Annotated in this window: 24 protein-coding genes, 1 tRNA gene and 1 riboswitch; of the genes, 12 read left to right on the forward strand and 13 right to left on the reverse strand. The window is 60.7% G+C overall.

The annotated features are described in order from the left end of the window. Window positions 1-34: 34 nt before the first annotated feature. Entirely contained in the window at window positions 35-775 is a 741-nt protein-coding gene (locus AQ12_RS07390; protein ID WP_053076612.1) for a uracil-DNA glycosylase family protein, read from the reverse strand. Between the two features lie 138 nt (window positions 776-913). Between AQ12_RS07390 and AQ12_RS22955 the strand changes: the two genes are divergently transcribed. After that, window positions 914-1,165, forward strand: coding sequence for a hypothetical protein (locus tag AQ12_RS22955; protein WP_048439245.1), 252 nt, complete (start codon window positions 914-916; stop codon window positions 1,163-1,165). Window positions 1,166-1,481: 316 nt separating this feature from the next. Here AQ12_RS22955 and AQ12_RS22030 read toward each other — a convergent pair whose 3' ends face one another. From AQ12_RS22030 to tilS, 8 genes are all read right to left on the reverse strand, one after another. After that, on the reverse strand, window positions 1,482-4,238 hold the full coding sequence (locus AQ12_RS22030; RefSeq protein WP_053076613.1) for a DUF927 domain-containing protein: 2,757 nt from the start codon (window positions 4,236-4,238) through the stop codon (window positions 1,482-1,484). A gap of 257 nt (window positions 4,239-4,495) precedes the next feature. Next, window positions 4,496-5,044: a hypothetical protein gene (locus AQ12_RS22690; protein ID WP_152682717.1), complete on the reverse strand. Its 549-nt coding sequence runs from the start codon at window positions 5,042-5,044 to the stop codon at window positions 4,496-4,498. Beyond that, window positions 5,044-5,343 carry an AlpA family transcriptional regulator gene (locus tag AQ12_RS22435; RefSeq protein ID WP_082151457.1) on the reverse strand — a complete coding sequence of 100 codons (300 nt, stop codon included), beginning with the start codon at window positions 5,341-5,343 and terminating at the stop codon, window positions 5,044-5,046. The genes AQ12_RS22690 and AQ12_RS22435 overlap by 1 nt, the downstream gene beginning before the upstream one ends. An 88-nt stretch (window positions 5,344-5,431) precedes the next feature. Beyond that, window positions 5,432-6,169 carry a hypothetical protein gene (locus AQ12_RS07410; RefSeq protein ID WP_048439247.1) on the reverse strand — a complete coding sequence of 246 codons (738 nt, stop codon included), beginning with the start codon at window positions 6,167-6,169 and terminating at the stop codon, window positions 5,432-5,434. A 7-nt stretch (window positions 6,170-6,176) separates the two neighbouring features. Then, window positions 6,177-7,412 (reverse strand): tyrosine-type recombinase/integrase, encoded by a 1,236-nt coding sequence (locus tag AQ12_RS07415; RefSeq protein WP_048439248.1) that lies wholly within the window; start codon window positions 7,410-7,412, stop codon window positions 6,177-6,179. 184 nt (window positions 7,413-7,596) lie between these two features. Next, window positions 7,597-7,689 (reverse strand) — tRNA-Ser (locus tag AQ12_RS07420). A gap of 54 nt (window positions 7,690-7,743) precedes the next feature. Further along, a complete protein-coding gene (locus AQ12_RS07425; protein ID WP_048439249.1) occupies window positions 7,744-9,012 on the reverse strand; it encodes an aspartate kinase in 1,269 nt (422 codons plus the stop codon). Between the two features lie 112 nt (window positions 9,013-9,124). After that, the gene (gene tilS, locus AQ12_RS07430) at window positions 9,125-10,066 is read right to left on the reverse strand and encodes a tRNA lysidine(34) synthetase TilS (protein WP_048439250.1); all 942 of its coding nucleotides are present in this window, start codon (window positions 10,064-10,066) and stop codon (window positions 9,125-9,127) included. 113 nt (window positions 10,067-10,179) lie between these two features. Between tilS and AQ12_RS07435 the strand changes: the two genes are divergently transcribed. After that, window positions 10,180-10,851 carry a TonB family protein gene (locus AQ12_RS07435; protein ID WP_082151458.1) on the forward strand — a complete coding sequence of 224 codons (672 nt, stop codon included), beginning with the start codon at window positions 10,180-10,182 and terminating at the stop codon, window positions 10,849-10,851. A 168-nt stretch (window positions 10,852-11,019) separates the two neighbouring features. Here AQ12_RS07435 and AQ12_RS07440 read toward each other — a convergent pair whose 3' ends face one another. From AQ12_RS07440 to cysS, 3 genes are read right to left on the reverse strand one after another with little or no spacing between them, the layout of a single operon-like run. Beyond that, complete coding sequence (locus AQ12_RS07440; protein ID WP_048439252.1) at window positions 11,020-11,997, reverse strand: acetyl-CoA carboxylase carboxyltransferase subunit alpha; 978 nt, start codon at window positions 11,995-11,997, stop codon at window positions 11,020-11,022. A gap of 39 nt (window positions 11,998-12,036) precedes the next feature. Next, window positions 12,037-12,684, reverse strand: coding sequence for a DNA-3-methyladenine glycosylase (locus AQ12_RS07445; RefSeq protein WP_048439253.1), 648 nt, complete (start codon window positions 12,682-12,684; stop codon window positions 12,037-12,039). Next, window positions 12,681-14,054: a cysteine--tRNA ligase gene (gene cysS, locus AQ12_RS07450; protein WP_048439254.1), complete on the reverse strand. Its 1,374-nt coding sequence runs from the start codon at window positions 14,052-14,054 to the stop codon at window positions 12,681-12,683. The genes AQ12_RS07445 and cysS overlap by 4 nt, the downstream gene beginning before the upstream one ends. A gap of 213 nt (window positions 14,055-14,267) precedes the next feature. Here cysS and AQ12_RS07455 point away from each other — a divergent pair, with 213 nt between their 5' ends. From AQ12_RS07455 to AQ12_RS07480, 6 genes are all read left to right on the forward strand, one after another. After that, window positions 14,268-15,290: a tetratricopeptide repeat protein gene (locus AQ12_RS07455; protein ID WP_048439255.1), complete on the forward strand. Its 1,023-nt coding sequence runs from the start codon at window positions 14,268-14,270 to the stop codon at window positions 15,288-15,290. A 67-nt stretch (window positions 15,291-15,357) separates the two neighbouring features. Beyond that, complete coding sequence (locus AQ12_RS07460) at window positions 15,358-16,605, forward strand: murein L,D-transpeptidase family protein (protein ID WP_048439256.1); 1,248 nt, start codon at window positions 15,358-15,360, stop codon at window positions 16,603-16,605. Then, entirely contained in the window at window positions 16,572-17,267 is a 696-nt protein-coding gene (locus AQ12_RS07465) for a peptidylprolyl isomerase (protein ID WP_048439257.1), read from the forward strand. The genes AQ12_RS07460 and AQ12_RS07465 overlap by 34 nt, the downstream gene beginning before the upstream one ends. 18 nt (window positions 17,268-17,285) lie before the next feature. Next, window positions 17,286-17,792 carry a peptidylprolyl isomerase gene (locus tag AQ12_RS07470; protein ID WP_048439258.1) on the forward strand — a complete coding sequence of 169 codons (507 nt, stop codon included), beginning with the start codon at window positions 17,286-17,288 and terminating at the stop codon, window positions 17,790-17,792. A 2-nt stretch (window positions 17,793-17,794) separates the two neighbouring features. After that, complete coding sequence (locus AQ12_RS07475) at window positions 17,795-18,562, forward strand: UDP-2,3-diacylglucosamine diphosphatase (protein WP_048439259.1); 768 nt, start codon at window positions 17,795-17,797, stop codon at window positions 18,560-18,562. Beyond that, window positions 18,562-19,332 carry a zinc-dependent peptidase gene (locus AQ12_RS07480; protein WP_048439260.1) on the forward strand — a complete coding sequence of 257 codons (771 nt, stop codon included), beginning with the start codon at window positions 18,562-18,564 and terminating at the stop codon, window positions 19,330-19,332. Before AQ12_RS07475 ends, AQ12_RS07480 begins: the two co-directional genes overlap by 1 nt. A 9-nt stretch (window positions 19,333-19,341) precedes the next feature. Here AQ12_RS07480 and AQ12_RS07485 read toward each other — a convergent pair whose 3' ends face one another. Continuing rightward, window positions 19,342-22,350 carry a DUF349 domain-containing protein gene (locus AQ12_RS07485; RefSeq protein WP_048439261.1) on the reverse strand — a complete coding sequence of 1,003 codons (3,009 nt, stop codon included), beginning with the start codon at window positions 22,348-22,350 and terminating at the stop codon, window positions 19,342-19,344. A gap of 756 nt (window positions 22,351-23,106) precedes the next feature. Between AQ12_RS07485 and AQ12_RS07490 the strand changes: the two genes are divergently transcribed. The 4 genes from AQ12_RS07490 to ribD all read left to right on the forward strand — a co-directional run bounded on the left by AQ12_RS07490 (window position 23,107) and on the right by ribD (window position 26,989). Continuing rightward, window positions 23,107-23,961: a lytic transglycosylase domain-containing protein gene (locus AQ12_RS07490; RefSeq protein WP_048439262.1), complete on the forward strand. Its 855-nt coding sequence runs from the start codon at window positions 23,107-23,109 to the stop codon at window positions 23,959-23,961. A gap of 16 nt (window positions 23,962-23,977) precedes the next feature. After that, a riboswitch (ZMP/ZTP riboswitch) is annotated at window positions 23,978-24,135 on the forward strand. 20 nt (window positions 24,136-24,155) lie between these two features. After that, window positions 24,156-25,400, forward strand: coding sequence for a serine hydroxymethyltransferase (gene glyA, locus AQ12_RS07500; protein ID WP_048439264.1), 1,245 nt, complete (start codon window positions 24,156-24,158; stop codon window positions 25,398-25,400). Between the two features lie 6 nt (window positions 25,401-25,406). Then, window positions 25,407-25,856, forward strand: coding sequence for a transcriptional regulator NrdR (gene nrdR, locus AQ12_RS07505; protein ID WP_048439265.1), 450 nt, complete (start codon window positions 25,407-25,409; stop codon window positions 25,854-25,856). Window positions 25,857-25,900: 44 nt separating this feature from the next. Beyond that, window positions 25,901-26,989 (forward strand): bifunctional diaminohydroxyphosphoribosylaminopyrimidine deaminase/5-amino-6-(5-phosphoribosylamino)uracil reductase RibD, encoded by a 1,089-nt coding sequence (gene ribD, locus AQ12_RS07510; RefSeq protein WP_048439266.1) that lies wholly within the window; start codon window positions 25,901-25,903, stop codon window positions 26,987-26,989. The last annotated feature ends 9 nt before the right edge of the window (window positions 26,990-26,998 follow it).

Here is a 26,998-nt window from a genome sequence, read left to right on the forward strand (position 1 = left end):
CTATCAGTCTCGACAATACTGCTTTCACTGCAATCTACGTCTTCGCCGAAAGGCATTGCCGGTCTAGATCCAGCAGCCTCGCTTTCAGCAGCGTTGAAAACCTGCCCTTCCAGGTTGCGTTCGCACTTGATGGATGCGGAAGGGGATGCAATGTGTAAGTTCGCTCCCCTTTTCCCTCTTTGAGCTGGACCTCGATGCTCGATGCGTATTTATCGGTCTTCGCCCAAAACGTTGCCAAGCGCTGGCGGGACAGGGCTGGTTGATTCAGGCCGAACCAGTGGAACGCTTGACTGCCCAGGGTGATGACGTGAGAGCCTTCCCATTGGCTCACCAGAACGTCTTTCAAGACGGGTTGGAAAGCCCGTCGAACGGCGATTCTCCAGGGCTTATTTCCTTCTGGCTTGAAAGGGACGGTGTTCATCCAGAAGAAGCTCTCTCCGATGCTTAGCCCGAGTTCAGGTGTGTACGGCTTGGAAGGCTCAATCACTTCGGCGAGCGTCTTTCGAACGGTTTGCCCGGTTTCACCAATAAATGGAAGTCCGGCTTTAACCTCGTCCTTTCCGGGATCACGGCCAAAGAAGCATATCGACGCCTTGCGACTTGGGGGGGACAACACAGGTCGGAACTCGCCTTGAGCGTGGTCCACGTAGCATTGTTGATCCAAAGCATCGATCTGGCTTGGCTGCAGGTTTAGGAATTCGGAGACCATTCTGTCTACTACCAGATTGCCGGGAGCGGGAACTTGCAGGCGGAACTTTGCTGGGGAAGTGCTCATACGTAAAGCGTAATCTGAACTGCGGGCAATTGAATCGGAATAGTCTTGGAAAGAAAAATTCGGACTACCGACCGTGTCACCTCCTGCATTGCTCAACTCTCCTAGTGAGGCTAGTATGCCGCTACCCAAGGAGACGGTATGAGAGTCCAAGAATTGAGAGTGCCGGAGCAAGAGCTGGCCGCACTGAAGGCAATGCTGGAACAGCATGGCTTGGATCCCGATCACTTCAGCGCTGCTTTGTCTGAATACCAAGCCGACCTTGGGCCTCAAGTCCGAATATTGAAGCTCGAAGGTCCGGTCGAGGCGACCTACACCTGGACCAAGGGTGGAGCGTGGCTCGAAGCACTGAACGTGGATTTGGAAGCGGGGCTGTACCGGAGCGAGGACTGATCGGATCCCAGTCTGCGTCGGATGTGGAGTGCTAGATTCCGACGGAACAAATCATCTTCGACGGAACACTGAACGGAACAGTTCTTTTCCTTTGGCACAAGATCGATATGCGATCTGTTCCGCTGTTCCGTCGATTTTTAGAACGTAGAGGCAGTTTGCACAGGAGAATGGGAAGACGAAGCCGAAAAGATTACTATGAGAATGACGGAACAAGTGGAACAGCGGAACAGACTTTGGGAGTTTCAATAATTTCCGCTCTTCCCCGAATTTTTTATGTTCCGCGGATCGTTTGAGCGAGCGGAACAACTGGAACAGATCAGCCCTCATCCATGTTAAAAATGTCTGCCTTGATACGGTAAACCCTGGTGGAGCCCAATCCCGGCAAGCGCTCTTTTCGAGTGCTGCCGCCATCAGGATCCAGCACCAGAAGCCCCTTCGTACGCAGGACTTTCGTGACATCCTTGGAATTCAGGTTGGCACACAGCTCGGTCTTGTAGGCTTCAGTCAAAACGAGATAGTCCGTTCGACCATCGTCGGCGACCTTCCGAAACCCCACACGATTTACCGTGCGAATCACACCAGGCGCATCACCAATTTCGTCCCAGGCTGTGAACCGAGATTCGCCGTGCTGTTCAAGAAACCGTCTAATTTGTGCAACTGCCTGACGCTCCTCCTGATTCTCAACGCCCCCACGATCAGCAAGCCAAGATCGGAAGCAAGCTCTAGCCCCTGTAAGTGCTTCGCCCTCACTCCAAGGTAACACTCCACTTCTGATCGCTGCCTCTCCAGCGGCCCCAACCAGGGCAAATCGCCTAGCGATTCTGCGAACTTGAGGAGCCGCATCTGCAGGTACGTTTGCAGCTTCAAACCGGTTGACATCCGCCCAGACCTCGGCCGTCAACTGCTTCAGGTCCGAAGTCAAGATTGCTTGAACCCATTTAGCCCCAGCGGTGCCGAAAACCTGTGTACAGGACTCCTTCAAAGAGTCAGCGAAGGCTTGAGGCGTCGGTAGGCCGTGCAAATCTTCAAACACACCGCGTGCCACGCCAGCGTCTCCTGGGAAGCTCACCATTCGAACTTCATGGCCTGCCATTGCCTGGGCGTCAGCTGATTGCAAGTGCTCTGCAAGCGACTTCTCGCCCGTTGAGAGAGACACTAATCGCCACGTAGCGACTTTGCGAGCTGTCGCATCCCTGTTCGCTCGGGTCTTGCCTCGGCCATTTCCCAACATGTACGCAATTTCGCCTGCATCTTCCGCGCTGGCCTGGTTGATTTCATCGAGCACGAGCAACGTATCGTTGTGGCGACCAGCAATCGACTCAAAAGCGTTTGACGTGAGTCTCCACTGCTGAACAAACCCAGGTCCTCCCCAGACTGTCGCCGCGACTTCAACTGCAGTTGTTTTTCCTGAACTAGATTCACCAACGATATGAAAGCCGCCACCTTCTACGTTTAGCAGAGATAGAAGCGGACCAGTGAACGCCACCGATATCGCAAATGTCAGCCGACTGTTGCCGGATGCGGGGCCAGCAATCTTCGCTCGCCAATCTTCTAGAGACCCAGCACGGGCAAATGCCAATCGACCTGCCGCGTCCTCGTCTTGCAGTAGAGCTCTGACTTCCTTCGCCTGGGCGTGGATGATCTGTCCGGGTAGGACGAAGATTCGTTCGCCGTCCACGTCAAGTGCCCAACCAGGCTGGGACACGCTCACCACCCGATCCACAACCTCGTCGCAGGCCATGAGGTACGAATAGACGTTGTCAGCAGTACCGTAGATCGACGCTCCACGTTTCAGTAATTCCGATTGCCAAAGCGGCTTGTTCGTCAGCATGGATCGGGGAAGATGGAATTGATTTTCCTTTCCGTTCGGATCTCTAATGGACAGCAAGTACCCCCAATCAGTTTGGTTCGACGCAACTGTCTGGGCCAACACGTCAATGCGTGTAGCAACGGGGACTCTAAATATCTCTCCATCCTTGAATCGAATGCTTTCAACACCCCTATCGGACACGTCAAAACTGCCAACGCTGTACTCGGACTTCAGCCTTTCGGCGGCACTACGGGAGGCACCCATCCACAATCCCGCAGGAGCACCTGTCACGTTCCCATTCTTCGTCTTGCAACCGCCTGTTGGACAACCAACGTAGCCGTCTTCACGGATTTTCTGGCAGGTGATTGGTCCTCCCTGAAAGTTTCGACAGCTTTCGATCATCTTGGCCGTCTCGACCTCGTCGTATTTCTCATGATGGCAACTGCCCTTATGAATCCATTCATCGCTGGCCTCAAACCGTGAGGCGTTGGAAACCATGGCCATCCAGAGTGGCCGCGAAACTGTCGGCTGACGCTGCACCCTTGACACGTCTTCCATGAACTTGCATCGACTGACAACCCTGGCCAAGCCGTCCGCCGGGGATAGTGGTTCAGGAGGGATGTCCTCTAGCCCGTCAATCGTTTTGGAGACGACACGGCGACGAACCGCTTGAGTCCCCAGCTCGGGCGGCAGTTGAGGAAGCTGACTCAGACACAGAGGTCGCCCCTCGCCGACGCGGATGAAATGGTCCTTGGAACTGCTCGGTCGGCTGGGCAGGTAATAGATTCTCGAAGCGTCTTTTGTGCTCCGATCATTTACATCACCTAGCCATTGATTCAACTTGGCCCACGCCGGTGGCCAGTCGTCGGCAGCCACTGGAGCGTCGAGCGGCAAGACGATACGAAATCGCGGATCTGCCAACGTGTGACTGTGGCTTGAATGGGCGACGTACGCATACCCGTACAACTTTTGCGCAATCGCGTCGAATGAGCCGTGGTGCTCAACGTCGAACACGGCACAGTACACGGCTTCCACACCGGCAACCCCTCGCTTGCCGCCAGGCTTGTAGCTGACAGGTGAGTATGTGGGGCCATCTTTGACCTCTCGTATGTGGTGCCTGCTGAAGAATTGCTTCTTTATCTCTGTCCAGGTCATCGACCTTTGCTGAGGATTGTTGTCCTTCGCATTCCGAAATGTGCAGAAGGCAATTTCCTTCTCAGCTATCTCAATTTCCGCTTCGAGCGGATTCAACTTTTCTTTCATGGGTACTCTCAATTCCTTGATTTCTCGCCGCTAAACGCACCATGCACTTAGCGCCGGACGTGACTTGGCCTTGCCGAAGGATGTGGCCTTCGGGTGGGGGAAAAAGGTGGGGTGAAAGTTAACGACCCCGGAGAGTCGTCAACCTGGTATCAACTTCGTGTCACTAATCTATGTTAGTTCGCGGATTCAGGTCCGTTGCTTCCTTGCGACGGTGGAGCAACTGGAACCTGTGCAATGTCAAGGTGAAAGAATTTTCCCTAGCCCGCTGAGTCCTCTATGACGAATCCACCGTCCGCCGCAACGAAGTCTCTGATCAGGAATTTCCAGGACGGTAGCTTTCCGGAGAGCCCCGCCTGTAGGAGATCACTATCTTCGATGAATGGCTGAAGATCGCGGAATATCCCCGAGAGTAGTTCGGCGTCGTTGCCGTCCGGATTTGGTCGGACCAGCAAGCCGACAGAGAACACGTCATCTTCGACTCCGACCGCATGGATGGCGGAATGCTCGACCAGCTCCTGCAATTCAGCGGCTAACGTGCGTACAGCAGCGAATTCGTCGTCCGTCCCAAGTCTCGTTGATGTGGGCACCAGGAACTTCAGAATTCGTCTTTCAGCGGCTCGTTTGTTCAGTCCGGGCCAGTAAGTGCCCCCAGTCGGTTGTATGCGCTTGCGACGGTTGACAACCCGCTTCTTGCCAGTTAGTCCTGAAGATTCGCCTTGCGTGCTGCTGCTATCTGCAAGTGCCGGTGGTTCGGGTTCTTTTGCTGCGTTTGACCGTGAACCAGTCATTGTCATTGAGTTCAACATTACTTGTTCACTCCCTGAGTACGCGTCTGGGAGTCCGACAGCAGACCTCGATCAATGCAATTAGATGCGGTTGCATATGGCAGGCTGTCGACGATTGGCCTGCTGGTGATCCAGTTGTCGACCGAAGAGGCAACCCAACCAACTGCCCGGTTCCCGAGGCTAACTGGTCGTGGGAATTTTCCGTCGGCCATCAAGGCGTATATTTGAGATTTGGAAAGGCCTGACTTTCGTTCGACAGTGGGTCGTCGAATGATCTGCGGTGTTCCATGCGGCAGGTCTGGTAGGTGGACAATTTGCATTTCATATTCCCTAAGTGACGTGCGCTATTGCACAGTCAAATCATGAAACACAGCCTAGTTAGTCACCAGCCTTCTGCTAGCACAGGAACTACAAAGGTTTTACACTTGGATTTTTCTGCAGGCGTTTTCGGGCAAGAAAGAGTGGGCTGACCCAGATCAACACTCTGCTCCACGGATCATCCGATCCAAGTGGCCCTTCGTCAGGGAAATATCTAGGTTGCAAGTCTGTAGCACACTCGCTGGCCGTCGCCCATAGGCCCTTTGCTATTCCGTTGTTGGCCTCTTCCAGCAGCTCGGCCTTCTTCTTGTTGCCTTCGCTGTGCTTCCCCTTGCCACCCGCACTCGGGATCGCCTTTTTGCCTTCACTCCCGGCCAGAGTGATCAGCTTTTCAAACTCCGGCATAAGTCTTGTAGTTGCCCCTGACAGGACCTGACGAACAGACCTATTGCTGAATCCTTCGACGATTCGAGCGAGTTGCAACAGTTCCATTAAGGGGGCACAAGCGCTAACTTCCTGTTCTCTCGAGACCCATCCGTGCTGACGCAACTCGTCCTCCGCAAGCTGCATTCCAAGCAGGGCGAAAAGCTCGTGCACTTCGAGATTCGAAACTCCCTCGATGCCTGTTGAGACGACCTCGCCAGCAGTGAACAGGAGTTGCCGAGTCCATGTATCCGCCCACCAAACATCTGTCCGATACATCAGTCTGACCATGCCCTCCCATAACAGGTCCAACTCGGCATCAGTTCGTTCGGAGAGCAGTTCTCGGAACACAGTGACCAACCGTCTAACGGCATGTTTTTCGTTCCACGCGTCGATGATGTCCATATTCGGTTCACACCCTTGTTAAACACCCATCTAAATATGCGGCCCAATAGTCCATCATTTTCCGTCGCTGCGGCATTTGCTCACTATGGTCATAAGCACCCCGCACTTTTTCTCTGGTGTGAGCGAGTTGGAGTTCGATGTGATCACCCGGAAATTGCATGGCATACAAGTGCGTACTGGCCAAGCCCCTGAAGCCATGACCGGTCATTCGGCCCTTATAGCCCATGCGATCCAAAGCTTTCAGGATTGTGTTGTTACTCATGGGCTTTTTGTTGCTCCGCTCCCCGGGAAAAAGCCACTGCGAGTTCCCCGAAATCAGTCTCAATGTTTTCAGAATTTCGAGGGCCTGCCTCGCCAACGGGACGACATGCGTTCTCCCCATCTTCATACGCTCACCGGGGATTCGCCACTCCCCCTTGACCAGGTCGAATTCCGACCACTCGGCTTCAATCAGTTCGGATGTCCGCACGAAGGTCAGAGCCAGCAACTTGATGGCAAAACGCGTAGTTGGTGTCCCCTGATAGGCTTCGATCTTTCGTAAGAGGTCGGGCAGCTCGTTTTCGTCAATGCGAGCGTGATTTCGTACGGAGCGCCTCGGCAGAACATCTGAGGGGCAAAAATCGACAGCGGGATTTCGCCTGGCAAGCCCATGGGCGATTGCATAGCGGAAAACCTGGCTGCTAGTGTTTCTTGCTCGCAGTGCGATGTCTGTTGCACCACGTCCCTGAATTTTGGTCATCATTCGAACCAAGTCTGGTGCCTCGATCTGCGACACCGGCTTGTGGCCAATAGCCGGAAATACATTTCTTTCGAACCTGCTCATAACGTCCTTGGTGTAGCGAGGGTGACGTCCAATTGACCAGACCTCGTACCAAGCACGTGCAACGCTCTCAAACGAATTTTCGTGTGCGATGAGCGAAGCCTGCTTCGTCTCCCGACGCTCTTCCATAGGATCCACGCCGGACAGCACCTTCCGTCGAGCCTCGTCACGTGCTGTGCGAGCCTGGGCTAGTCCAACGTCGGGGAAGCGACCAATCGAGAAAGTTTTTGCCGCACCTCTGAACCTGTAATCCCAACGCCAGGAACGAAGTCCGGTAGGAGTCAGTAGCAGATACAACGAGTTGCCGTCCGGCTCTTTGTAGGTCTTCTCAGGCGTTTTGAGGTTTCGAATGAGTGCGTCGGAGAGGCGGCCTATAGGTTTGCGTACACGATGGAGCCTGACGTGGGATTGGATTTCGGTCATATGCGAGAGCAGTTGTGAAGGTCGAAAAATACCTCGATACCGCTTGCCGCACTACCCTGTTTCGTACCCTGTTATGGGACCGGAACTCGGTGGAACTCACAGGACCCAGAAAGACAAAAAGCCTTGATTTCTCAAGGCTTTTTGCTGCTGAAGAGGACCTAGTGGGACCTCTTCGGACGTCTTCTGGCGGAAACGGAGGGATTCGAACCCTCGATGAGGCTCTACACCCCATACTCCCTTAGCAGGGGAGCACCTTCGGCCACTCGGTCACGTTTCCAGTGGGGCAATTATGCCCCAAACCCTTGATGCTCAGGCAATGGCCTGATCCAGATCACGCAACGGCCTGATCCAGATCGAACGCGCGGTGCAATGCCCGCACGGCCAGTTCCATGTACTTCTCGTCAATCACCACCGAGGTCTTGATTTCGCTGGTGGAGATCATCTGGATATTGATGCCCTCTTCGGACAGTGAACGGAACATCTTGGCGGCGATGCCGACGTGGCTGCGCATGCCGATGCCCACGATGCTGACCTTGCAGATGCGCGTGTCGCCTTCGATGTGATCCGTGCCCAGCGCCGGCAAAACCTTGGTCTTGAGCAGGTCCACGGTCTTTGCATAGTCGTTGCGATGGACGGTGAAGCTGAAGTCGGTCTTTCCGTCCTTGGACATGTTCTGGATGATCATGTCGACTTCGATGTTGGCATCGGCGACGGCACCCAGGATGTTGTACGCAATGCCCGGCTTGTCGGGCACGCTCAGGATGGAGATCTTGGCTTCGTCGCGGTTGAAGGCGATGCCGGAAACGACGGCTTGTTCCATTTGTTCGTCTTCCTCAAAAGTGATCAGGGTGCCGGATGCGGCCTCTTCCTCGATATCGATGTCCCACGGCGTGAAGCTCGAAAGCACTCGCAGCCGCACCTTGTATTTGCCGGCAAATTCGACCGAGCGAATCTGCAGGACCTTGGAGCCGAGCGATGCCATTTCCAGCATTTCCTCGAAGCTCACCGTGCTCAGCCGCCGCGCTTCGGGCACGACACGCGGGTCGGTGGTGTAAACGCCATCCACGTCGGTGTAGATCAGGCACTCCTTGGCTTTCATCGCGGCCGCAACGGCAACTGCTGATGTGTCGCTGCCGCCCCGGCCCAAGGTCGTCACGTTGCCCAGGTCATCGACGCCCTGAAAGCCCGTGATGATGACAACCCGGCCAGCAGCCAGGTCGGCTCGCACACGCTTGTCGTCGATCGATTCGATGCGGGCCTTGGTGTAGGCGCTGTTGGTCTTGATCGCCACCTGCCAGCCGGCGTAGCTCACGGCTTCGAGGCCTTCGGCTTGCAGGGCGATCGCCAGCAATGCGGATGACGCCTGTTCGCCGGTCGCTGCCAGCATGTCGAGTTCGCGGCAGAGCGCGTCGTCCTGCTTTGCGGGAGAGAGCTCCTTGGCCAGGCCCAGAAGGCGATTGGTCTCGCCGCTCATGGCGCTGGGTACGACCACCATCTGGTGCCCCGCGCGGTGCCACTTGGCCACGCGCCTGGCGACGTTGCGGATGCGCTCGGTCGAGCCCATCGACGTGCCGCCGTATTTGTGAACGATCAATGCCATTGGATTGGATAGTGAGTGCGGGTGCCGCGAATTTGCTTCTTTAGCCGCGAAAAGCATGGATTTTATTGCATTGCAGCAGGACCGCCGCCGACCCCCGATTTGCAACGCGAACTCAGTCGCGCTCGAACTGCAACTGCGCGCCTGCCCGGGTCACCCGCCCCAGTCCAACCTTGATGCGGATGTCGTTGCCGCGCGTTGCGCAATTAGCGACTTGCGCCAGGAGTTCGCCCATCTGCGCCGCGCTCGGCGCCGTGCCGTGCGAGGTGCGCAGCCAGTGACGCAGCAAGTTGCCCTGGCGATTCGCAGACAGTGCGCGCAATTCATGAATCACCGGGGGATTGCCAGTGCGCTCCAGGTCTTGCGCCGCGAGTTCAGTGAGAAGTTCCTGCGCCTGCGCGGCATGGCGCGCGCTGCGCGCGAACGTCTCACGAAACTGGGGAAACGTATTTTCCAATGCAGGCAGCAGTTGCGCGCGAATCCGGTTGCGCGTGAATTTTTCGTCGGCGTTGGATGGGTCCTCGATCCACGTAACGCCGCGCGCAATGAGCCACTCGCGCAGCTGCGCCCCCGGAACTCGCAGCAGGGGCCGATGCCAGTTGAGGCCATCGCGCTTCCAATGGGCAGGCATGGCCGACAGGCCTGGCAGACCCGCACCGCGTGAAAGCGCGAGCAGCAAGGTCTCCACCTGGTCATCGGCATGCTGGGCAACTGCGACGTCGCCGATCGCGTCATCGGGCCAATGCGTCCTGACCGCATCGGCAATGGCCGCATAGCGTCCGCGCCGCGCTGCGTCTTCGGGGCTTTCGCCCGGTGCATGGCGCGCATCGATTCGGCGAACAACCAGCGGGACACCGATTCGCGCACACAAGTCCACCGCATGCCTTTCAAAGTCGTCGGCGGCTCGTTGCAGTCCGTGATGAACGTGAACCGCCCTCACCTGCCCCGGCCACTTCAGCGCACACGCCAGCAGCAATGCCGTGGAATCCGCGCCACCGCTCAGGGCCACTGCGAGCGGCAGCCCCGGCCTGAAACTTGCGATGGCTTGATCGAACATCGGCCGGATTATCTTCCGTGCCCGTGAAGGACCCCTGAGGCATGGGCACTAACCCCATCTAGCGGGGCGAAGGTCGCGACATAAAATTCGCGGCGCATGAAGCAAGGTGAAGTATGCAAGCCCAACGAAACGGCGTGTCGGCCCACAAGGCCCTGAACGCCTGGATAACAGCAGTCGTGTCGGTAGCAGGGATGGCAGTCGCGGCCCCAGGCATGGCCCAGACAGCAGCGCCTCAAGCCAAAGATGGCGCCCCCAGTGAAGCCGCGCGTCGAGCGGCTGAAAGTCCCTATCGGTTCATCCTGCAGAACGCAGCGATTCGCGAACGTCCCAAGCCTGCTGCTGCCGCTGCGCCCGCGGCGGTGGTTGAAAAGGAACCGGCCAGGCGTGCCGCTCCGGTTGAATCTGTTGCTGCGGCCCGGCAGCGCGTGGTCCCGACGCCCGAACCCATTGCGGCGCAGCCCGAGCCGGTCGCACCGGTGCCTACGCCCGTTGCGGTCGCTGCACCGCAAGCGATCCCCGCCCCCGTGGCCGCCGTGCGCAAGGCGCTCATCCCGGTGCGGCAAGACCCACCCGAGCTGAGTGCGATGCTCATGCGCGAACGGCCATCAGGCATGGTGACTGTGGCGTTCGAAGTCAATCCGGATGGCAATGTCTCGGGTGCACGGGTGACCAAAAGCTCGAACAGCAGCTTGAATCGTCCCTCGGTGAACGCGGTCGAAAAGTGGAAATTCCAGCCGATCGACGACACGCGCTCGCTGGAGATCGAGTTGAATTACAGCAACTGACCGCGCCTGGGCTGACGAGCGCAGCAGTCGCTTCGCGATGGATGCCGGATCGAGTCCGGCATGACAACCAACCACCGGCTGTCATTGCGGACTCGTTCCGCAATCCAGGAGGTCATTGCGGACTTGATCCGCAATCCAGACGGCATCCGATCAGGCGCAGTCCGCTCGCTACCTGGCCTCGGCCTTGGTGTCCGTATAGCGCCCGTAGCTTTGCAGCCGCTCATAGCGGCGATCAACCAGTTCCTTGACCTTGAGGTCGCCAAGCTGCCGCCACGCATCGTTGAGCGCGCGCTTGAGAAATGCCGCCATCTGTTTGTGGTCACGGTGCGCGCCGCCCACCGGCTCATTCACGATCTTGTCCACCAGACCCAAGGCCTTCAGGCGATGCGCCGTGATGCCCATCGCGTCGGCCGCATCCTGCGCCTTCTCCGATGTCTTCCAGAGAATCGATGCGCAGCCCTCCGGGCTGATCACCGAATAGATCGAGTACTGCAGCATCAGCACCTGGTCAGCAACTGAAATCGCCAGCGCCCCGCCCGAGCCGCCCTCTCCGATCACCGTGGTGATGATGGGCACTTCGAGCTGCGCCATCTCGAAGATGTTGCGGCCGATCGCTTCGGATTGACCGCGCTCTTCTGCGTCAATGCCTGGATACGCGCCAGGCGTATCGACGAACGTGAACACGGGTAGCTTGAACTTTTCGGCCGTCTTCATGAGGCGCAATGCCTTGCGATAACCCTCGGGGCGGCTCATGCCGAAGTTGCGCAGCGCGCGCTCTTTCGTATCGCGGCCCTTCTGGTGGCCCAGCACCATGCAGGCGTTGCCGTTGAAACGGGCAAGACCACCCACGATGGAAAGATCGTCGGCAAAGTGCCTGTCGCCATGCAGCTCCACGAAATCGGTGAAGATTTCGTTCACGTAATCCATGGTGTACGGACGCTCGGCGTGGCGCGCGATCTTGGTGATCTGCCACGGCGTCAGGTCGCTGTAGATATCCTTGGTGAGCTGCTGGCTCTTTTTGGAGAGCTGGTCGATCTCTTCGGAGATATCGACCGCAGATTCGGTCTGCACGTAGCGCAGCTCATCGATCTTGGTTTCAAGCTCCGCGATGGGCTGCTCGAAATCGAGAAAAGTCTTCTTTGCCAAGGTGAACTCCTTGCCTGTTATGTCGGCTGCAACGTCGCTCTAGTACTCGACCGGCAGCGGGTCCAGCGATCGCCAAATATACCAAGTTGCAACACTGCAAAATGGCGCCCAGGCGGCCGCCACTTCGCGCGCATCGCTGCGGCTGACGGGATCGCCCGAAAAATAGTTGCGGCTGATGCCGTTGATAAGCCCGATGTCATCGAGCGGCAAGACGTTCGGCCGCATGAGGTGAAAGATGAGAAACATCTCCGCCGTCCAGCGGCCAATGCCCCGGATGCCCACCAGCTCGGCGATGATTTCTTCGTCTTCCATCGAGGTCCAGGCATCCGCATGGATCGCGCCCGAATCGAAGTGAAGCGCCAGGTCCACCAGGTATTCGATCTTGCGCGCGGACAGGCCCGCAGCCTGCATGTCATCGACCTTGAGCTTGAGCACATTGCCCGCCACCATGCGGCGCGGCAATTTGGCAAAGCGGTCCCACACGGTCTGCGCGGCCTTCACCGAAATCTGCTGGCCCACGATGCTGCGCGCGAGCGTGGTGAATGCATCGCCTCGCGATTGCAGGCACGCATCGCCGAACTGCGGAATCAGCCGCTTCATCACGCGATCTTTTTTGGAGAGGTGCTTGCACGCCTCTTCCCAGTAGTCGGGTGTGGCCAGGACGGATGGCACCGGCGCGGGACTCAAGCAGCCTCCCAGGTGGTGCCGGTGGGGGAATCCTTGAGCACCACGCCGCGCGTCAGCAGGTCATCGCGAATGCGATCGGCCTCGACGAAATTCCGGGCCTTCTTGGCCGCAGCGCGCTGCTCGATGAGCGCGTGAATCTCGGCTTCGCCCAGCGTTGCGCCCGATTGCAAAAATTCCTTCGGATCGCCTTGCAAAAGACCGAGCGTGCCGGCCAGCGCCTTGAGCAACCCGGCTGTCTGCGCCGACTTGCTGCGATTGACTTCGGCGGCCAACTCGAACAGAACGGCCACGGCATCGGGCGTGCCGAAATCGTTGTCCATCGCGGCCTTGAACTTGGCAGCGTGCGCGTCGCTCCAGTCGATCTGGACTTGCGCCGGCTTGACCAGGTCGAGCGCGGTGTACAGCCGCCGCAGCGATGAGCGCGCGTCTTCCAGGTGCACATCGCTGTAGTTGAACTGGCTGCGGTAGTGCGTGCGCGCCAGAAAAAATCGCAGCGTCTGCGCATCGAAACGTTCGAGCACTTCGCGGATCGTGAAGAAGTTGCCCAGCGACTTCGACATCTTCTCGTTGTCGATATTCAGGAAGCCGTTGTGCAGCCAGAAGCGCGCGAGCGGCACGCCGTTGGCCCCCTCGCTCTGGGCGATTTCATTCTCGTGATGGGGAAACTGCAAGTCGGCGCCGCCACCATGGATGTCGAATGTCTTGCCGAGCAATTCCTCGCACATTGCCGAGCACTCGATGTGCCAGCCGGGTCGGCCCTTGCCGTATTCGCTGTCCCACTTCGCATCGTCCGGCTCGGTGGCCTTGGCCGATTTCCACAGCACGAAGTCAAGCGGGTCTTCCTTGCCTTCCAGCACGGCCACCCGTTCGCCCGCGTGCAGCTCGTCAAGCGACTTGCCCGACAGCTTGCCGTATCCGGGGAAGCGCCTGACCGCGTAGTTCACGTCGCCGCCTTCAGCGCGGTACGCGAGGCCCTTGCCCTCCAGGCGTTTGACGATGTCCAGCATCTGCGGCACGTAGTCGGTGGCACGCGGATCGTGCGTGGGACGCTCGATGCCCAGCTTGTCGAAATCGACGTACATCTCGGCGATCATGCGATCGGTGAGGCCCCGCACGGTCTCGCCGTTTTCGACCGCACGGCGAATGATCTTGTCTTCGATGTCGGTGATGTTGCGAACGAAGGTCACGCGATAGCCGCTCGCCTTCAGCCAGCGAAAGATGATGTCGAAGGCAATGTTGGAGCGCGCGTGACCCACGTGGCACAGGTCGTAGACGGTGATGCCGCACAGATACATCCGCACGTGTCCCGGCTCCAGCGGAGAAAAGTCTTCCAGTGCACGCGACAGCGTGTTGTGGATACGAAGGCTCATGGAACTTGTTTTTTTGCGCCGCCGGCCGCGGGATGTTGCGGCGTAGCGCGGGTGACTGATTCTGTACGTTTTTACTGCTGGTGCGCAACATCAACTGTTGAGGCGCCAGCTACAATGCAGCGCAGTATATAGCCCTGCGTTTGGGGGCGAGTCATTGAGCAACTCAGTGAGCTGATCGCTAAACATTAGCTCTAATAAAAGGCCTCGAATTACATGATGCATGCCGGCACCACCATTCCTCATCTGGCACGTAAGGTCGCGCTCGCAGCCGCGCTCTGCCTGCCATTTGCGGCGCTGGCCGACGATTACGCAGAAGTTTCCAAGCTGATGCGTGCCGGCAAGCCCGCAGAAGCGATTGCCAAGGCGGACCAGTACCTTGCGGCCAAGCCCAAGGACCCGCAAATGCGCTTCATCAAGGGCGTGGCCCAGGCCGAGTCGGGCCGCACGGCTGACGCCCTCACCACGTTCACGCGCATCACCGAAGAATTTCCGGAACTCCCCGAGCCGTACAACAACCTGGCCGTGCTGTACGCCGGACAGGGCCAGTTCGACAAGGCCCGTGCCACGCTGGAGGCAGCGATCCGCACCAACCCCAGCTACTCGACGGCGCACGAAAACCTGGGCGACGTGTACGCCAAGCTCGCCAGCCAGGCCTACAGCAAGGCGCTCCAGCTCGACTCGACCAACACGGGACTTCAGCCCAAGCTCGCGCTCATCCGCGAGCTCTTCACGCCCGGCAAGGGGCGCCCCCTGGCTGCGGCGCCTGCGCCAACCCCGGTTTCAGCGCCTGCACCCGCGGTGGTTGCCAAGGCACCGGTTGCGGCGCCGGCGCCTGCGGCCGCACCGTCCACCGCACCCTCGCCCGCACCTGCATCCCCGCCCGCCGCAAGCTCAGCCGGCTCGCACGACGTCGAAGCCGCCGTGCAGGCATGGGCCGCCGCCTGGTCCAGCAAGGACATGAACGGCTACCTCGGCGCCTACGGCAAGGAGTTCGATCCACCCGGAAAGCTGTCGCGCAAGGCCTGGGAAGAAGAGCGTCGCTCTCGCATCGTCGGCAAGAACCGGATCACAGTGAAGCTCAACGATGTCACGGTATCGGTCAAGGGCACGACGGCTGTGGCCAGATTCAAGCAAACCTATAGCGCAGACTCATTGAACGTTTCGAGCCGCAAGACGCTCGAACTCGTCAAGGCCGGCGATCGCTGGGTGATCGTCAGGGAAAGCACAGGCGCCTGAGTGCGCGCTGTGCGCAACAGGCGGACAGCTGTCGGGTTGTGAATCTATTTCGGACCTTGTCTACCGCATGAAACCGGCGTTGCTCGCGCTTTGCTGCGTCACTTCGATGGCGCTTCTTGCCACGCTTCCGGCGCAGGCTGCGCACGGCCGCAAGCACGCTTCCAAGGAGCCAGCCAAAAAGCCGGTCCTTCGCGATGGTGATGCAGAAGTGCGGTTGATCGAGGTTTATCGCCTGCTGGGCCAGGCCAAGTCGCGCGATGCGCTGGCCAGGGCCGAATCGCTGGTCAAGGACCATCCGAATTTCCAGCTGGCGCAACTGGTCTACGGCGACCTGCTCGCGGCCCAGGCTCGCCCGGTGCGCATGTTGGGCGACGTGGCCGAGTCCGGCCTCAAGTTCAACGGGCAGCTTGCCGAACTGCGTGAAGAGTCGCAGCTTCGCCTGCGCGCGCTGCGCGAGCGCCCACCGCCCGACTCGGTGCCCGCGCAGTTCCTGCAGCTTTCGCCGCAAAACCGCCACGCGATTGCCATCGACACGTCGCGCGCGCGGCTCTACCTGTTCGAGAACACGTCCACAGGCCTCAAGCTGCTGGCCGACTACTACATCTCGGTGGGCAAGTCGGGTGTGGACAAGTCGCTTGAAGGCGACCTTCGCACCCCGCTGGGCGTTTACTTCGTCACCAGCAACCTCGACCCGAAGTCGTTGAAAGACTTCTACGGTGCTGGTGCGCTGCCCATCAATTACCCCAATGCATACGACGCGCGTCGCGGCAAGACAGGCAGCGGCATCTGGTTGCACGGCTCACCGCCCAGCCAGTTTGCGCGCGCACCCAAGGCCACCGATGGCTGCGTCGTGCTGGCCAACCCCGACTTGCAGCGCGTCATCCGCACGGTAGCTGTCCGCACGACCCCGGTGGTCATTGCATCCAGCCTGAACTGGGTTGCGCAGCACCAGCTACAACCCGAAAGCCAGAAGTTCGCTGGCGTGCTGCAGTCGTGGCGCGCGGCAAAAGCTTCGGGCGACCCCGCGCGCCTGCTGGGCTTTTATGCCGCCGATTTCAACGGCAACGGAAAATCGCTGGCCGAATGGGCGCCAACGCTCAAGCAGGAGGCCGATCGTTCGCGCGGGCGGAACATACAGATGAAAGACCTGTCATACCTTCACTGGAGCAGCGACCGGTCCGAGACAATGGTGGTCACCTTCGGCGAAGTGACTGACGGAGACCGCACCGGCCCGGTCAAGCGCCAGTACTGGCTGCGACAGGGCACGGGCTCAGGCTCTCAATGGAAGATATTTTTCGAAGGAGTAATCGGTTGAAAATCGCAAACGCATTGCTGGCCCTGGGCCTTGCAGCAACCATGGGCGCCGCAGCAGCGGCCGACGCGCCCCGGGTGAAGTTCTCCACCACGGCAGGCGACATCGTCGTCGAGGTCTATCCTGACAAGGCACCCAAGACCGTCGACAACTTTCTCAAGTACGTCAACGCCAAACACTACGACGGCACCATCTTCCACCGCGTGATCGACAACTTCATGATCCAGGGCGGCGGCTACGACGGGAAGTACAACGAGAAGGTCACACGCCCGCCCGTTCAGCACGAAGGCCGCGAAGCCCTGGCCAAGGGTGGCCCCAAGAATGTCGTCGGCACCCTTGCGATGGCACGCACCAATGACCCGAATTCGGCCACCTCGCAGTTCTTCATCAACGTCAAGGACAACCCCAGCCTCGACCCGGCACTGATCCCGGCCGGCGACCCGGTCGCGAAGTTTGAATATCGCGGTCGCGTGTATGAGAACGTGCCCCGCGCCGAACTCATGAATGCGGCGCAGCTCTACGGCTACACCGTCTTCGGCAAGGTCGTGAGCGGAATGGACGTGGTCGAGAAGATCAAGATCACCCCCACCGGCAACGGCGGCCCATTCCAGTCCGATGTTCCAAAGACACCCATCGTCATCACCTCGGCAACCGTCCTCAAATAAAAACCAAGGCACGCACCCATGAGCAATCCCAAAATTGAACTCCACATCGCAGGCGAAGGCGTCATCACGCTCGAACTCGACGAAGCCAAGGCGCCCAAGACGGTCGCCAACTTCCTCTCGTATGTCGCCAAGGGCCACTACGACAACACCATTTTTCACCGTGTCATTCCCGGCTTCATGGTTCAGGGCGGCGGATTCGAACCCGGCATGAAGCAAAAGCCAACCGATGAGCCCGTCGAGAACGAAGCCAACAACGGCCTGAAGAACGACAAGTACACGGTCGCAATGGCCCGTACCCAGGCGCCCCACTCGGCCAGCGCGCAGTTCTTCATCAACGTGGCGAACAACGGCTTCCTCAATCACACCGCACCCAGCATGCAAGGCTGGGGCTACGCGGTGTTCGGCAAGGTCGTTGGCGGAACCGAAATCGTGGACAAGATTACCGGCGTGAAGACCGGTAACAAGGGCGGCCATGGCGATGTGCCGGCCACCGACGTCATCATCGAAAAAGCGGTCGCTGTCTGAGCCTGTCCCCAGCGCCGCACGTCGCGGAGCTTGTAGCTCCCGCGTCGTGGCGCACGGTTGACTTCATATCCGACCTGCACCTGCACGCGTCGGATCCCGCGACTTTCCAGGCATGGTCGCGCTTCATGGGGCAGACGCTGGCAGATGCGGTGTTCATCCTCGGTGACCTCTTCGAAGTCTGGGTCGGCGATGACGCCGCGCAGCAGCCGGGCTTTCTTGCAGACTGCGCGCAAGTGCTGCGTGCCACATCAACGCGCACTGCATTGTTTTTCATGCACGGCAATCGTGACTTTCTGGTGGGGCAAGCGTTTTTGAAGGAGCACGGAGTCGCCCTGCTCGCGGATCCGACGGTCCTTGGTTTCGCAGGCCACCGTTGGCTGCTGACGCACGGCGATGCGCTCTGCCTGGGCGATGTCGACTACCTCCGGTTTCGCGAGCAGGTGCGTTCGGTCCAATGGCAGCAGGCCTTCCTTGCGAAGCCATTGGCCGAACGTGAGGCCATCGGCCGCGCCCTTCGAGAGCAAAGCGAAGCGCGCAAGCGCACCGGCGAGGCCTATGCCGATGTTGATTCGCACGCGGCGACCCAGTGGCTTTCAGCCGGCAATGCGACAGCGATGATTCACGGCCACACGCATCGCCCTGCCGACCATGTATTGCCCGATGGCCGCCCGCGCATTGTGCTCAGCGATTGGGACGCCGGGTCGGCTCCTGCCCGAATGGAAGTGCTGCGCCTGACCGCCGCCGGCGCGCAGCGCTTGCGCCTGTCCTGATGTTCGGCTGGTTACGCAGTCTCGGCGCCAGGCGCGCCATTCCGGACGCGCTGTGGACGGACGTGCTTGTTCGCTATCCCTTTCTTTCTGACCGACCCCTCGACGAGCAGATCCGGCTGCGCGAGCTCACCTCGCGTTTCCTGGATGACAAGGAATTTCACGGCGCAAATGGCTTGGTCATCACAGACGCTATTGCTGTGTCGATCGCCGCGCAGGCGGTGCTTCCCGTGCTTTACCTGGGACTGGGCTGGTATGACGACTTCGTGGGCATCGTGGTACATCCTGATGAAGTGCTCGCGCATCGCACGGTCACCGGCGAGGACGGCGTGGTCCACAACTACGGCGAAGTGCTGACGGGCGAAGCAATGGACGGCGGGCCGGTCATGCTCAGCTGGCACGACGTCGCCAGCGCCGGCGAATCCGCTTCGCAGGGGTACAACGTGGTGATCCACGAGTTCATCCACAAGATCGACATGCGCGACGGCGCGCCCGACGGTTGCCCACCCCTGGCATCGCGAACCTCGCGCAAGGCATGGCTGGGTGTGATGCAGGCCGAATACGACGCCTTCCGCGAGAAGGTGATCGTGGCCGAGCGCTTTGGCGGCGACACGCCCTGGCTCGACCCTTACGGGGCCGAGTCCATCGACGAATTTTTTGCCGTCGCCTGCGAGGCGTATTTTGTGAACCGGCCCCGATTCGAAGCCGAGTTCCCTGCGCTCGCACCGCTGCTGGACAGCTTTTTCAAGGGCGCCGGGAGCACCCCTGAATAGCGCCCTGGTTTAGCGGCGAAGCAGCGTTTTCAGTACCGTCTGCAGTCGCCGTGCGGTGCCACCTTCAAAAGGCGCGGCCAGAACTGCAGCCGCATCTTCACCCCAGGTCTGCTGTGGCGACGGATCGTTGCGCTTGGTGAGCAGTTTGAGCTGCAGGGCGCGGCGCGCATTGAGATGCTCGGCCGGCGTCGGCACCTCAGAAGCAATCTCCAACCTGAGCAGTGCCTCGCTTGCATCGCCCGACGGCGCACCGGAGACGGCCTTCGCCCAAGCTCCACGAACTGCCGGCGTCACGCCCCTGCCGAATTCCTGCTGCCCCGGCACCTGGTCACCCGAGCGATGCTCCCAGGCCGTCATCAACTGCGTCAGTGCCTCGCCATGCGCCTGCGCCGCAAGCTTCTTCAATGCGAGCTGCGCGTTTTCAAGGGCATCGCGCTGCGCACGGAAAGCCACATCGCCCAGACGGGGACCGCGATCTTCCTGCGCAGGTCGGTCGCCAAAGCGGCCACCGCCAAATCGGCCATCGCCGCGAGCATCGGGGCCGCGCGAATCAGGACGCGGACCGCGGTCATCGCGACGCTCGCCAGGCTTGCCGAACTTGCCACCGCGCATCGGTGCCGCAGGCTCGGTCTTCTTCATGCCGGGCCTGTCATCACCGCGCCGTGCGATCACGGGCTTGGGCGGCGCTTTGGGGGCGGCCACCGGAGCGGACGCTTGCGCCGTAGTCTCCGGCGCGGACTCGGCCGCAGCACCTTCTGCTGCATCGCCGCCATTGGCAACTTCGCCATCCGTGCTGACCGCGTCATTCGCCTTTGCCGCATCGTCGGAAGGCGCATCCGCCTGCTCGACGACAGGCGATTGCACCGCGGGTCCAGCGGCCGCAACCGCGGCGGCGGCCTGGGCCTGTCCGCGCAGTGCATTTTCAAGCGCCGTCATCGCCGCCTTGATCTTCTGGGCATCGCCCGCGGCGTTGGCCGCCTCCAGCGCCCTGGATGCCTCCAGCACCGTGCGGTCGCGATCGCTCAATGCAGACGCGGCCTTCTCGCGCTCCTCGTCCTTGCGACCAAAGGCTTCGTCGATCGGTTTCCTGAACGCATCCCAAAGTTTTTGCTCGTGCTTTCGGTCCAGCGGAATACGCTGGGCCTCGGCCTGCCAGCGCTGCTGCAGTGCCCGGACGGCATCCACCCGAAGCTGCGCCGCTGCACCGACAGCCCTGGCCTCGTCGATCATCGCGTGACGGATTTCCAGGCTCTGCTTCTGCACGGCCTCAAGCGGGGCCGCAGCCGCATGCATGGCCGCCTTCCACAACGGTTGCATTTCAGCAAACGCCTTCTCGCTCAAGTGGCCGGCATCGCGCCAACGCGATTCAAACTGGTTCAGGATGCGGGCAAAGCCCTTCCAGTCGCCATCTTTGGCTGTGACGTTGTCAGCGGCCCAGGCCTTGACCTCGTCCATCAGCGCGATGCGGTGGGCCTTGTGTTCGGCGGCCTCGGACTTGACCTTGTCCAGCCAGGCCTCGACCACCTTATAGGCTTCGTTGCAGGCGTCGTCGAAGCGCTTCCACAGCGCGTGGTTGGGCGGGCCGCCCTGGTCGGTCTGCTTCCACTGCTCGCGAAGCGCGCGCAGCTGCTCCTGCATCTTGCGTCCGCCAAAGCGGGGACGCCGCTCTGCACGCTGGCGAGGTTTGCGGGGTTGGGGTTTCGTCGAATCCTGCGCGGCGGGTGCCGCAGCCGATGGCTCGGTAGCCTCTGGCTCAACGGCTGCAACGCCCGCACCGTCTTGTTCCACCGGCTCGATGGTTTCGGCCTGTGCTTCAGTGTTTGCTTCCACAGGCGCGGCAACTGCCGCATCCACTGGCGCCTCGGTCGCCAGCTCGGCGGCCGCCTCGGCGGGGGCCTCAGTGATCGGGCGTGCCTTGGCGTTCGCCTCTTTCACTGGCACATCTTCAAACAGCGCCTCTGCCTTGGCGACCAGCTCGTGGCGCAACTGGTCTGCACGCCAGCGCTGCCAGCCTTCGAGCTCGCCGGCAGCCGAAAGCGCCGCATGGGCCTGGTTCTCCAGCTTGTCGTCCACGAGCTTGCCATGTTCCTTCAGCGCATTGCGCAGCGCCAGCGCTGCGCCTGCACTGGCCTTGCCATGACCCTGTGCAATCTCGGCCTCCAGCTTGGCCAGCACGTCGCGAACAACGGCCGTCGCCTTGGCGCGCACTTCAGGATCTACCTTGGGACGTGACGGCTTGGACGGCGCCTCGACCGGTACGCCGCGAGCAACGCGCAACTCGTCTGCCCAGACCGGCACCGGCGGCAGGGGCGCTGATGCGTCCTGTGCGGCCGCAATGGCCTGTGCCACCGCGCTCTGGAAGGCGTCCCACACAGCCTGCAGCTGCGTACGCGATGCCTCGAGCAAAGGAGGGAACTTGGTGTCAACGCTGGCCCAGTTCGCGTCGGCCAGAAGTGACTGCGCCTGGGCTTGCCAATCAGGCACGTCGGTTGCCAGGGCCTCACCCGCCGCTTGCGCATCGCGCCATGACTTGGTGGACAGCACTTCGATCCGCTGGGCCAGCAACACTGCGGCCTCGCGCTGGACCTGTACGCGATGCTGGAGATCTTCGATCCCCCTGATGCGGTCGGCCAACTGGGCCTTGAGCGACGCAAGCGGTTCCTTGCTCAGCGGTGCACCGGCCTTGGCTGCATCACGCTGCCAGGCCATCGCATCGGCAATATTGACCTTGGGCAGGGCGAGCAACGCAGTCGCCTTTTCGGCCCACTCGGTGGCAATCGCTTCCTGGCCCTTGGTGCGCTTGATCTCGTCCAGGCGTTCGCGAAGGAGCTTGGCTGCACCCTTGTCGCGCCCGCTCAGTTCGCGAAAAACTTCCTGGATCTGCTCGACGGCGGGACTTGTCGCCAGCCAGTCACGCACGCGCGCGGCGCGCTCGCCAGCGGTAGGGGCTGTAAAGGCGCCACCAGTCAGGGCGTCGAGGGTACGGGTGTCGTTGGGCTTCTGGGTGGCTTGGGTCACTGCTCTTGTCTGTCCATCTAATAATAGGGACTGCCCTCGCGCAGAGGGCAGGACCGCTATTCTCGCCGCTAAACGGGTGCGCCCAAAAAAAGAGAAAGCCCGGACGGGCAGCAAAACCACCCGCCGGGCTTGACGGCTGACTCCAAGTCCTTCGCCGCCTGGGTTCGCGAACAGGGAGGTCTATGTCCCCGGTCGCGCCGGAAGCAAGGGATTGCTTCCAAGTTGGGCCGGGGCTGCCACCTTGCGATGGCCCTACCGGCTGATGCCCGATCGCTCGGACCTGTTCAAGGTAGTCGTCGTTCGCGCGCAATTCAAGGAGTCAATTTCAATCGGCACGAGGGCTGCGATTGCACGGATTGAATTGACATCCAGCACGCAGGGGTGAGTGAAATCTGATGTCGACCCCAGCGCATGTCAGCGATTTCCGACAGGAAAAGTCTCTCGGGGCTGACATGAAATAGTACCGCCCGAGCTGTAAATTCGCTTAACGACATGCAACCAGATGCATATAAAACAGCATTTATATGCTTGACTTGATATTTAGCTGACCTCTAAAATCCGCCGGTCCCTGGCAAAAGCACTAGGGACAACCCGAATTCGCTGCCGAACCCGGCTAAGTTGAACCGGTCCCAAGAGCACCCACGAAAGCTCATGACCATTCGATGGCGTACCAATCCAAACGAGGAGCCCGAGCGTTCTGTGATCCTGCTGAAAGGCAGTGTTACTAACCGGGCCCGCGCGTAGAAAGGAAGTGCTATGACAGCGCTAGGAAGAACCGCTCAGGGCCTCAGGACGTTTGCGTCCGACGTCGCATCGGGCTTTTTTGAAATCACCCACAACAGCTTCGCCCTTGTAGGCCTCGCGACCGTGTTCTGCATGGTTACCCTGGTCGCCCGCGACGATCTGCGCAAGGAAGGCGAAACCCGCCTCATGGGCTGGCTGCAGGCCCGCCAGGAAGCAGTGGTCGGTTTGCCAATCGAGCTGGACGCGATTGATCGCGCCACGGCAGCCAACCCGCATGACCTGCCCAAGCAACAGGCCGCCGTGGCTTACTGGCTCAGCAAGAAATATCGGGTCGCGCCTGAACCGGTCAGCGCACTGGTTGCCGAAGCCTATGAAATCGGCGCGCGCGCCAAGCTGGATCCGACGCTGATCCTCGCCGTGATGGCGGTCGAATCCGGCTTCAACCCTTTTGCCCAGAGCCCCGTGGGTGCCCAGGGCCTGATGCAGGTCATGACCGGCATTCACAAGGACAAATACGATAACTTTGGCGGCAAGCACGCGGCTTTCGATCCGGTCACCAACCTGCGTGTCGGCGTGAAGGTGCTGCAGGAATGCATACAGCGCGCCGGGTCACTGCATGCCGGGCTGAAGTTTTACGTAGGCGCAGCCAACCAGGCCGACGACGGAGGCTACGCAGAAAAGGTGATGGCCGAACATGGGCGCCTGCTCATGGTGGCTACTGGCCGTGCAGTGCCGCTGGCGGCTCCGACGGTGATTCGCACCGTGGCTCCCGCCGCCCCGCTGGCCATGCCGCTTCCAGAATCGGCTCCCCTTCCGATGCCCTCCCCGGCTGCCGAAGACAAGATCGCGGTGCTCTCGGTCTCCTGAGATCGCGCGTTACACTAGCGCCGTGCGCGACTGGCGATAGGCGCCGCTCTCTGAATTCATCCCCAGACGGCCGGCGCTGACGTGGAAATCCATGCGGGCAACCCCCGCATCAACCACTGGGAAGCGCACCGCCGGCTCAATGCCGGTGATCAGCCGTTCGCCTGGGCAGCTACCCACCAGCCATAGGACTGCCAATGTTCCAACGTAACAATCTCGTCGAGCAAACCGATCCCGAAATCTGGGCCGCCATCCAGGCCGAGAACCAGCGCCAGGAAGATCACATCGAGCTGATCGCCAGCGAAAACTATGCATCGCCGGCCGTCATGGCGGCGCAGGGCACGCAGCTCACCAACAAGTACGCCGAGGGCTATCCCGGCAAGCGCTATTACGGCGGCTGCGAAAACGTCGATATCGCCGAGCAGCTGGCGATCGACCGCATCAAGAAAATCTTTGGCGCCGACGCCGCCAACGTGCAGCCGCACTCCGGCGCGCAAGCCAATGAGGCCGTATTCCTGGCCTTCCTCAAGCCCGGCGACACCATCATGGGCATGAGCCTGGCCGAAGGCGGTCACCTCACGCACGGCATGGCGCTGAACATGAGCGGCAAGTGGTTCAACGTCGTCTCCTATGGCCTCGATGCCGATGAAGCGATCGACTACGACGCCATGGAGCGCAAGGCCCACGAATCCAGGCCCAAGCTGATCATTGCGGGGGCCTCGGCCTATTCCCTGAAGATTGATTTCGAGCGTTTTGCCAAGGTGGCCAAGGACGTCGGCGCGATCTTCATGGTCGATATGGCGCATTACGCAGGCCTGATCGCAGCGGGCGTGTATCCCAACCCGGTTCCTTATGCCGATGTCGTCACGTCCACCACGCACAAGAGCCTGCGCGGCCCGCGCGGCGGCTTCATCCTGATGAAGGCCGAGCACGAGAAAGCCATCAACAGCGCCATCTTCCCCGGCCTGCAAGGCGGCCCCCTCATGCATGTGATCGCCGCCAAGGCGGTCGCATTCAAGGAAGCGCTGCAACCCGAATTCAAGGCTTACCAGGAACAGGTCGCAAAGAACGCGAAGGTCATGGCCGAGACGCTGGTCGAGCGCGGCCTGCGCATCGTGAGCGGCCGCACCGAAAGCCACGTGATGCTGGTGGACCTTCGGGCCAAGGGCATCACCGGCAAGGAAGCCGAGGCCGTGCTGGGCGAGGCCCACATGACCATCAACAAGAACGCGATCCCCAACGACCCCGAGCGGCCGATGGTCACCAGCGGCGTGCGGATCGGCACACCGGCCCTGACAACGCGCGGCTTCAAGGAAGAAGAAACGCGCATCACGGCCAACCTCATCGCCGACGTGCTCGACAACCCGCGCGACGCCAACAACATCGCCGCCGTGCGCGAGAAGGTGCACGCGCTGACCCGCCGTTTCCCTGTCTATGGATAAGCTGCGATGAAGTGCCCCTTCTGCAGCAACGACGAGACCCAGGTGGTGGAGACTCGCGTCGCCGAAGACGGGGACTTCATCCGCCGCCGGCGGCAGTGCCTGAGCTGCGAAAAGCGCTTCACCACTTACGAGCGGCCCGACGTCACCTTTCCTGCGATCGTCAAGAAGGACGGGCGGCGCATCGACTACGAGCGCGTCAAGCTGCTCGCATCGATGAATCTTGCGTTGCGCAAACGCCCGGTCAGCACCGAGCAGATCGACAACGCCGTGGAGCGCATCGAAGAAAAACTCCTGAACCTCGGTGTACGCGAAGTGCCCTCCAACCGGATCGGCGAGCTCGTCATGCGCGAACTCAAGAAGCTGGACAAGGTGGCCTATGTGCGCTTTGCCAGCGTCTATCGCAGCTTTGAGGACATCGACGAGTTCAAGACGCTGGTGGACGAGGTGAGGCGGTAGGTCGCGTGACTCCAGCGAGTCTCTCGCCTGAACAGGTTGCGCCAATGGACCGGGCTCTCACCCTGGCCCGCTGCGCAATCGGTCTTTCAGAGCCCAATCCACGAGTCGGCTGCGTCATTGTTTCGCCCGATGGCCATCAGGTGCTGGGTGAAGGTCACACGCAGCAGGCCGGCGGGCCGCACGCAGAAGTCATGGCGCTGCGCGATGCCGCCCGGCGAGGCAACAGCACTCAGGGCGCAACCGCCTACGTGACGCTGGAGCCCTGCTCGCACCATGGCCGTACGCCTCCCTGCTGCGATGCGCTGGTGCAAGCGGGCGTGGCGCGTGTCGTTGCGTCGCTGGCTGACCCCAATCCCCAGGTCGCGGGCCAGGGCTTCGACCGGCTCCGCGCAGCCGGCATCGCCGTCGAAACCGGTCCTGGTGCCAATGAGTCGCGCGAACTCAACATCGGCTTCTTCAGCCGCATGGAACGCGGACTGCCGTGGGTGCGCCTGAAGATCGCTGCGTCGCTGGACGGAAGGACCGCACTGGACAACGGCGCCAGCCAGTGGATTACCGGTGCGCAAGCTCGCGCCGACGGGCATGCCTGGCGCGCGCGCGGGGGCGCCATCCTCACGGGCATCGGAACAGTGGTAGCTGACAACCCCCGGCTCGATGTCCGATTGGCTCCGGTGACCCATCAGCCGCCTGTCGTCATCGTCGATAGCCAACTGCAGCTTGCGCTGGACGCCAAGGTGTTCATCGAGGGTCGCCCGGTGCTGATCTACGCCGGGAATTCAGAACCCGACCGGCGCACCGCACTCGAAGCCCAAGGCGCAACGGTCCTTGTCATGCCCAATTCGCGCGGCAAGGTCGATCTGGCCGCCATGCTGCGCGACCTGGCCGCTCGGGGAATCAACGAACTGCATGTCGAAGCCGGCCACAAGCTCAACGGCTCGCTGGTGCGGGAAGCGCTCGTCGATGAGTTCCTTTTGTACCTTGCGCCGAAATTGCTCGGACACGGCCAGCCGATGGCCGACTTCGGTCCGCTGACCGCGTTGACCCAGGCGCTGCAGCTCTCTTTTCGAGAGACCGCACTGATAGGTGACGACCTGCGAATCCTCGCCCGGGTCGACCGAGGCACCAGCGCCTGACACAAGGCC

Source organism: Caenimonas sp. SL110, from assembly GCF_001044395.1.
Lineage (GTDB): Bacteria > Pseudomonadota > Gammaproteobacteria > Burkholderiales > Burkholderiaceae_C > Ramlibacter.

Coding starts and splice junctions, on each gene's coding strand:
- AQ12_RS07425 (WP_048439249.1), bottom strand. CDS start 9,012: ATGGCATTGATCGTTCACAAATACGGCGGCACGTCGATGGGCTCGACC.
- AQ12_RS22955 (WP_048439245.1), top strand. CDS start 914: ATGAGAGTCCAAGAATTGAGAGTGCCGGAGCAAGAGCTGGCCGCACTG.
- AQ12_RS07490 (WP_048439262.1), top strand. CDS start 23,107: ATGACAGCGCTAGGAAGAACCGCTCAGGGCCTCAGGACGTTTGCGTCC.
- AQ12_RS22690 (WP_152682717.1), bottom strand. CDS start 5,044: ATGTTGAACTCAATGACAATGACTGGTTCACGGTCAAACGCAGCAAAA.
- AQ12_RS07415 (WP_048439248.1), bottom strand. CDS start 7,412: ATGACCGAAATCCAATCCCACGTCAGGCTCCATCGTGTACGCAAACCT.
- AQ12_RS07410 (WP_048439247.1), bottom strand. CDS start 6,169: ATGGACATCATCGACGCGTGGAACGAAAAACATGCCGTTAGACGGTTG.
- AQ12_RS07455 (WP_048439255.1), top strand. CDS start 14,268: ATGATGCATGCCGGCACCACCATTCCTCATCTGGCACGTAAGGTCGCG.
- glyA (WP_048439264.1), top strand. CDS start 24,156: ATGTTCCAACGTAACAATCTCGTCGAGCAAACCGATCCCGAAATCTGG.
- tilS (WP_048439250.1), bottom strand. CDS start 10,066: ATGTTCGATCAAGCCATCGCAAGTTTCAGGCCGGGGCTGCCGCTCGCA.
- AQ12_RS07390 (WP_053076612.1), bottom strand. CDS start 775: ATGAGCACTTCCCCAGCAAAGTTCCGCCTGCAAGTTCCCGCTCCCGGC.
- AQ12_RS22435 (WP_082151457.1), bottom strand. CDS start 5,343: ATGCAAATTGTCCACCTACCAGACCTGCCGCATGGAACACCGCAGATC.
- cysS (WP_048439254.1), bottom strand. CDS start 14,054: ATGAGCCTTCGTATCCACAACACGCTGTCGCGTGCACTGGAAGACTTT.
- AQ12_RS07435 (WP_082151458.1), top strand. CDS start 10,180: ATGCAAGCCCAACGAAACGGCGTGTCGGCCCACAAGGCCCTGAACGCC.
- AQ12_RS07465 (WP_048439257.1), top strand. CDS start 16,572: ATGGAAGATATTTTTCGAAGGAGTAATCGGTTGAAAATCGCAAACGCA.
- AQ12_RS07480 (WP_048439260.1), top strand. CDS start 18,562: ATGTTCGGCTGGTTACGCAGTCTCGGCGCCAGGCGCGCCATTCCGGAC.
- AQ12_RS07460 (WP_048439256.1), top strand. CDS start 15,358: ATGAAACCGGCGTTGCTCGCGCTTTGCTGCGTCACTTCGATGGCGCTT.
- ribD (WP_048439266.1), top strand. CDS start 25,901: ATGGACCGGGCTCTCACCCTGGCCCGCTGCGCAATCGGTCTTTCAGAG.
- AQ12_RS22030 (WP_053076613.1), bottom strand. CDS start 4,238: ATGAAAGAAAAGTTGAATCCGCTCGAAGCGGAAATTGAGATAGCTGAG.
- AQ12_RS07470 (WP_048439258.1), top strand. CDS start 17,286: ATGAGCAATCCCAAAATTGAACTCCACATCGCAGGCGAAGGCGTCATC.
- nrdR (WP_048439265.1), top strand. CDS start 25,407: ATGAAGTGCCCCTTCTGCAGCAACGACGAGACCCAGGTGGTGGAGACT.